Origin of the sequence: Phenylobacterium sp., assembly GCF_037138395.1 — a bacterium.
Classification (GTDB): Bacteria; Pseudomonadota; Alphaproteobacteria; order Caulobacterales; family Caulobacteraceae; genus Phenylobacterium.
In genome coordinates this window covers 1-6,106 of the sequence record NZ_JBAXIM010000150.1, presented here as the reverse complement: position 1 = coordinate 6,106, position 6,106 = coordinate 1, and the positions used below count along the sequence as shown (strand labels likewise).

Below are 6,106 nucleotides of genomic sequence, written 5' to 3'. Positions count from 1 at the left end.
AGGCCCCCCTGACCCCCGAGGCTTTCGCCGCCCTGACCGGGGCCGGTGACCGCGCCCTGGCGGATCTGGAGATCTATCGGTCTCGGCTTGAGGACTGGAACCAGAGGATGAACCTGGTGGGCCCCGCCACCCTGCCCGACTTCTGGTCCCGGCACGCCCTGGACTCGGCCCAGCTCCTCCCCCTTGCGCCCGAGGCCCTGACCTGGGCGGACTTGGGTACCGGCGCCGGTCTTCCCGGCATCGTCCTGGCCATACTCAGCCGGGGTCGCCCGGGCTTTCACGTCCACCTGGTTGAAAGCGTGGCCAAACGCTGCCGCTTCCTCGAGGCGGTGACACACGAACTTGGTCTGCCTGCAACGGTCCACAATGCCCGGGCCGAGGCACTTGACCTGTCTGTGGATATCGTCACTTCGAGGGCTTGCGCCCCCCTGGTGCGACTGCTTGGTTACGCTAGGCCCTACTTCCGTAGAGGGGCGGGGGCATTGTTCCTTAAAGGTCAAGATGTTGTGGCTGAAATCGAAGTGGCCACAAGATCATGGGATTTTGAGGTGGATATCCTGCCCAGTCTGAGCGATGGTAGAGGCCGCATCCTTTGTATCCGGAGTTCCGGTCGTGGCCCCCGTCGCTGAAGCCGTCCGTCCCCTCCGCGTCCTCGTCGTCGCCAATCAGAAGGGCGGCGTGGGCAAGACTACCACCGCCATCAACCTGGGGACGGCCCTGGCTGCCGTCGGCGAGCGCGTTCTCCTGATCGACTCCGACCCTCAGGGCAATGCTTCGACGGGCCTGGGCGTGCCGCGCGCCGAGCGCCGCATCACCCTTTACGACGTGCTGATGAGCGCCACCCCCCTCCTCGACGCCGTCATCCCGACACGCTTGCCCGGCCTGGACCTGGTGCCCGCCGATCCGGACCTTTCCGGCGTGGAGATCGAGCTCGGGCGGGAAGCCCGCCGCTCCTTCCGCCTGCGTGACGCCCTCGAGGCGGTCCGGATCTCGAGGCGCTACACCTATGTCCTGATTGACTGCCCGCCCTCGCTCAACCTGCTCACCGTCAACGCCATGGCGGCAGCCGATGCTGTGCTCGTGCCCATGCAGTGCGAGTTCTTTGCCCTGGAGGGCCTGAGCCAGCTGATGCGCACGGTGGATCTGGTGCGCGGGAGCCTGAACCCCCGGCTCGAAATCCAGGGGGTGGTGCTGACCATGTTCGACCGCCGTAACCGCCTGTCAGAACAGGTGGCCGGCGATGTGAGGAGCCATTTCGGTGAGACCGTCTACAAGACGGTCATCCCCCGGAACGTCCGGGTCTCCGAGGCACCCTCCTTCGGAAAGCCGGTTCTGGTCTATGATATCAACTGCGCTGGCAGCCAGGCCTATCTGAGGCTGGCGCGCGAGGTCGTCCAGCGCGAACGCGCCCGGCGCGAGGCGGCCTGAGGAGGCCCCGATGGCGGAAAAACGCGGACTAGGACGGGGTCTCTCGGCCCTCCTCGGAGAGGCGGCACCGCCGCCACCGCCGCCTCCCGGCAGCGTCAGCGAAATCCCCCTCGACCGGATCCACCGGTTCGAGGGCCAGCCCCGCGCCCGGTTCGCGGCGGAGGAGTTGGAAGGTCTGGCGCAGTCCATCCGGGACAGCGGCGTGCTCCAGCCGATCCTCGTACGGCCCCATCCTTCCAGGCAGGATCATTACGAGCTGATCGCCGGCGAGCGCCGGTGGCTGGCCTCCCAGAGGGCCGGGCTTCACGCCATTCCCGCCCTGATCCGTCCGATGACGGACCTTGCCCAGCTCGAGGCGGCCATCGCCGAGAACGTCCAGCGGGAATCCCTGACCCCGATCGAGGAGGCTGCGGGCTACCAGCGGCTGATTGAGCAGTATGGACGCACCCAGGCCGAGGTGGCCGGGGCCATGGGCAAGAGCCGTCCGCACGTGGCCAACGCCGTACGCCTGCTCGCCCTGCCAGCCGAGGTCCAGCTCATGCTCGCGGAGTCCGAGCTGACCGCCGGCCATGCCCGCGCCCTGCTGGGGGCTCCGGATGTCCTGGCCACCGCCCGGCAGGTGCTAGAGCGGGGCCTGTCGGTGCGCGACACCGAGGCCCTGGTCCGCCGCCTCCAGGAGCCCGGAACCCCGGGAGCCACACAGCGTCGGAAGACGAGCGGCAAGGATGCCGACACCGCTGCCCTCGAGGCGGACCTCTCCGCTGCCCTCGGCCTCCAGGTGGAGATCACCGACCAGGACGGGCGCGGAGAGGTGCGGATCCGTTACACGACCCTCGAGCAACTCGACGAAATCTGCCGCCGGCTCTCGCGCCGGTAGGCCCGCGGCTTTTTCGGGGACCCCGGCCCATGACCGCCCTCTATGACCAGATCGGAGACGGCTACGCCGGCCTCAGGCGCCCGGACCCCCGGATCGCCGCCCGGCTGGCTGCCGCCCTGGGCCCGTCGGCCAGCCTACTGAACATCGGGGCGGGGACGGGAAACTACGAGCCGCAAGACCGGCGGGTCGTCGCCGTTGAGCCTTCCCGGGAGATGATCCGTCAACGCCCGCAGGGCGCCGCGCCCGCGGTCCAGGCGGTGGCGGCGCGCCTGCCCTTCGCCGATGGGGCCTTCGAGGCTGCGCTCGCCGTGTTGACCGTGCACCACTGGCCCGATCCCGCCGCCGGCCTTCGCGAACTGAGGCGTGTGACCCGGGGCCGGATCGTCATCCTGACCTTTGATCCCGGCGCCCGGCCCTGGCTGACCGACTATCTTCCCGAACTGGCGGCCCTCGACGAGGCACAAATGCCAGCCCTTACCGATTACGTGGCGGCCCTCGGTTCGGTTCGCCTCGAGCCCCTGGAAATCCCCCATGACTGCGTGGACGGGTTTCTCTACGCCTACTGGCGTCGCCCTGAGGCCTATTTTGACCCGCGTCTACGCTCGGGCAGCTCCTCGTTCCGCGCCCTCGGCGCTCCGCTCGCCGGACTGGAGCGTCTCCGCTCAGACCTGGATTCTGGTTCCTGGGACCGGCGCTTCGCCGGGTTGAAGGGCCTCGACTCCTACGACGCGGGCTACCGCCTTGTGATCGCCGGCTAATCGTCAGTAGACAGACGTTATGATCTAGAGCCCCATGCGCCGGGCTCTTGCGGCAATCTGCAGGGCCAACCTCTCGGTGATGAGGACGTCCGGTGCCCGGGCGGTCTTGCAGGCCCGGTCCGCAGCCAGGATATCCCCCTGCACACCGTCGAGGGTCTCCAGGCTCCAGGACCTGGCCTGACGCAGGAACTCGCGTTCGTCCTTCCAGAAGACTCCGGAGGCCTTGGCGGCCTCCTGAAGACCGGCCCCGTTCCGGGCGAGGGTAAGGGTGCGCCGAAGCTTTCCCAGGTGCATGCCGAGGGCGCGGACCGCCCCGGGACCCGAAAGCCCCTCCTGCGCTGCCCGTCTCAGTCCCGCCTGCGCCTCGGCCAGCCTGCCGCCAAAGGCGTCGGAGGCGGCGCCGGCCAGGGAGGCCTCGGGCTCGACGCCCAGGAAGGCCTCCAGATCCTTGGGTCCCGCCGTCACCCCCGACCCAGGGCCCAGGAAGAGGGCGAGGCGTTCGATCTCGCGCCGGGCCACGCCCCGCTCGTGGGGCAGCCTTCCGACGAAGAGGGCGAGGGCTTCGGCGTTGAGACCCACTCCGTCCTTGGCCAGGGCCTCCCGCGTCATCCGGGCCACATCGCCCACCTCGTCCTCGTAGCAGGGGATGACGGCGCAGGCCGGGGCCTTCTCCGCGACCTTTCGCAGGGCGGAGTCCCGGCCCAGCGCCCCGGCTTCGACCAATAGGAAGGCCTCCGGGTTCAGCTCTCCGGCCAGGAGGCGGGACAGGGCCTCTACGGCCAGCTTCTCACTCGCCGCCCGCTCCCCGCCCAGCCTCAGGCGTACCAGCCTTCGCCCGCCCATCAGGGACTGGGCAGCCAGTTCGCCCTCCAGGCGGGCGTCGTCCCCGGCCAGGTCACCCTCGGTCAGAAGGGCGACATTGAAGGGATCGTCGGGGTCCTCGGTGACCTGCTTCGCCAGCTGGGCGGCCCGCTCCCGGACCACGCCGAGGTCCCGCCCGTAGATCACGGCCGCGCGAATCCCGGGGTCTGGCCGGGCCAGGAAGCGCTCCAGGTCGGGACGGCGGCTGAGGATCACCCCGATCAGGACCCCTGGCTGGCCAGGAAGCTGGACAGCTCGACCTGGATCCTGCGGGCCGCCTCCTGCGCCGCCCGGGCCTGGGCGTCCTGCTGGGCGATGACCGAGGCGTAGGGCTGGTCCGCCGAGTCGTAGGTCAGCTCGACCCGGACCTTGCCGGTCTTCAGGGGCTCGCCCCCGGCAGAGGCAGTGAGGGTATAGGCGGCGGTCAGGACGTATTCATACCGCGTGGCGACATTGTCCACCCGCACGCCCCGGGGATAGCGGATCTCTGAGAGGGCGACGTCCAGCCGGTAGGCGGGCGGCAGGGAGGCCCGACGGCCGAGGGCGTCGTCCAGTTGCTCGCGCAGGAGGGCGCCGACCCGGCCGTCGGGGGTGGTGACCTCGACGGCGGCAAGGGCCGGGCCGAGCTCCGGGTTGGCGTAGAGAGGCGTAAAGCCACAGCCGGACAGGCCCAGGCAAAAGGCTCCGGCCAGGCCGGCGAAGGCTGCGCCCGCCCTCACGGGGCCGCCACGATGTTGACGATACGGTCCTTCACCACGATCACCTTGCGGATTGTCAGGCCCTCAAGACGCCGGGCCGTCTCGGGGTCGTCAAGCACCAACTTCTCGACCTCTGCCGGATCGGCACCGGCTGGTGCCCGGATCTCCCAGCGCCGCTTGCCATTGACCTGGACCGGCAGGGTGAGCTCGGCCTCCCGGGTGAGGGCCGCGTCGAAGGCGGGCCAGGGGGCGAAGACCACCATGCCCTCGCCGCCGATATGGGCCCAGCACTCCTCGGCCAGGTGCGGGGTAAAGGGGGCGATGAGCCGGGCGAAGGTCGACAGGGCCACGGCCCGCTCGGCCAGGATGGCGGTCTCTGCGCCCTCGGCCTTGTGCTCCTTCAGGAGGTTGAGGAATTCGTAGAGGCGGGCGATCCCGGAATTGAACCGGAAGGTCTCGATGGCCTCGGTCACCGCCCGGGTCAGGCGGTGGGTCGCCCGGCGCAGCGCCTCCGCCCCGGGGTGGGCCGGATCGGCCGCGTGCGGGCCGGCCGGCTGGCTGTCGAATTCGCCCCAGACCCGGTTGACGAACCGCCAGGCGCCTTCGACCCCGGCGTTGGACCACTGGGCGTCCCGTTCCGGAGGCGAGTCGGACAGCACGAACAGCCGCGCCGCGTCGACCCCATAGACCTCGAAGATCTCCCCGGGGGAGACGGTGTTCTTCTTGGACTTGGACATCTTCTCAGGGTCGCCGATGACCACGGGCGCGCCGTTGGATACGAGCCGGGCCCGCCGGGTCTGGCCCTCGGTCTCGATGGCCACCTCGCCGGGCTCCACCCATTCGCCGCTCTGTCGGCGATAGGTCTCGTGGGTCACCATCCCTTGCGTGAACAGGCCTTCGAAGGGCTCCCGGACCGACAGGTAGCCGGCGTCTGCCAGGGCCTTGGTGACGAACCTCGCATAGAGGAGGTGAAGGACGGCGTGCTCGATCCCGCCGATGTACTGGTCCACGGGCAGCCAGTAATCCGCCGCCTGCCGCTGGATCGGCTCGACCGCTTCAACATCGGTAAACCGGGCGAAGTACCAGGAGGAATCCACAAAGACGTCGAGGGTGTCGGTTTCCCTCTGCGCCGGGCCGCCACAGGTGGGGCAGGCGACATGCTTCCAGGTGGGATGGCGGTCGAGGGCGTTGCCGGTCTTGCCGAAGACGATGTCCGCAGGGTGGGCGACGGGCAGGCTGTCCCGGGGTGCCGCCACCACGCCACAGGCGGCACAGTGGATGATTGGGATCGGACATCCCCAGGCCCGCTGGCGCGAGACACCCCAGTCCCTCAGGCGGAAGACTGTGGCACCCTCGCCAGCGTCATCCGCTTCCAGCCGGGCGATGGCCGCGGCCTTGGCGGACTCAATGTCCAGGCCATCGAGGAAGCCGGAATTGAACAGGACGCCCGGACCGGTCCAGGCCTCCTCGCCGACCTCGAAGGC

At 69.6% G+C, this 6,106-nt stretch carries 7 protein-coding genes; 4 read left to right on the top strand and 3 right to left on the bottom strand.

Annotation, left to right across the window (positions count from 1 at the left end; all coding sequences use genetic code 11):
* Positions 1-8: 8 nt before the first annotated feature.
* From rsmG to WCJ52_RS10895, 4 genes are read left to right on the top strand one after another with little or no spacing between them, the layout of a single operon-like run.
* The gene (rsmG, locus tag WCJ52_RS10910; RefSeq protein ID WP_336903336.1) at positions 9-629 is read left to right on the top strand and encodes a 16S rRNA (guanine(527)-N(7))-methyltransferase RsmG; all 621 of its coding nucleotides are present in this window, start codon (positions 9-11) and stop codon (positions 627-629) included.
* On the top strand, positions 613-1,428 hold the full coding sequence (locus WCJ52_RS10905; protein WP_336903335.1) for a ParA family protein: 816 nt from the start codon (positions 613-615) through the stop codon (positions 1,426-1,428). Before rsmG ends, WCJ52_RS10905 begins: the two co-directional genes overlap by 17 nt.
* A gap of 10 nt (positions 1,429-1,438) precedes the next feature.
* On the top strand, positions 1,439-2,305 hold the full coding sequence (locus tag WCJ52_RS10900) for a ParB/RepB/Spo0J family partition protein (protein ID WP_336903334.1): 867 nt from the start codon (positions 1,439-1,441) through the stop codon (positions 2,303-2,305).
* A gap of 29 nt (positions 2,306-2,334) precedes the next feature.
* A complete protein-coding gene (locus WCJ52_RS10895) occupies positions 2,335-3,063 on the top strand; it encodes a class I SAM-dependent methyltransferase (protein ID WP_336903333.1) in 729 nt (242 codons plus the stop codon).
* Positions 3,064-3,087: 24 nt separating this feature from the next.
* Here WCJ52_RS10895 and holA read toward each other — a convergent pair whose 3' ends face one another.
* From holA to WCJ52_RS10880, 3 genes are all read right to left on the bottom strand, one after another.
* Positions 3,088-4,140: a DNA polymerase III subunit delta gene (gene holA, locus WCJ52_RS10890; protein ID WP_336903332.1), complete on the bottom strand. Its 1,053-nt coding sequence runs from the start codon at positions 4,138-4,140 to the stop codon at positions 3,088-3,090.
* 5 nt (positions 4,141-4,145) lie between these two features.
* Positions 4,146-4,643: an LPS assembly lipoprotein LptE gene (gene lptE / locus WCJ52_RS10885; RefSeq protein ID WP_336903331.1), complete on the bottom strand. Its 498-nt coding sequence runs from the start codon at positions 4,641-4,643 to the stop codon at positions 4,146-4,148.
* A partial coding sequence (locus tag WCJ52_RS10880; RefSeq protein ID WP_336903330.1) for a class I tRNA ligase family protein occupies positions 4,640-6,106 on the bottom strand: 1,467 nt, incomplete at its 5' end. The genes WCJ52_RS10880 and lptE, both read right to left, overlap by 4 nt.

Coding starts and splice junctions, on each gene's coding strand:
- WCJ52_RS10900 (WP_336903334.1), top strand. CDS start 1,439: ATGGCGGAAAAACGCGGACTAGGACGGGGTCTCTCGGCCCTCCTCGGA.
- WCJ52_RS10895 (WP_336903333.1), top strand. CDS start 2,335: ATGACCGCCCTCTATGACCAGATCGGAGACGGCTACGCCGGCCTCAGG.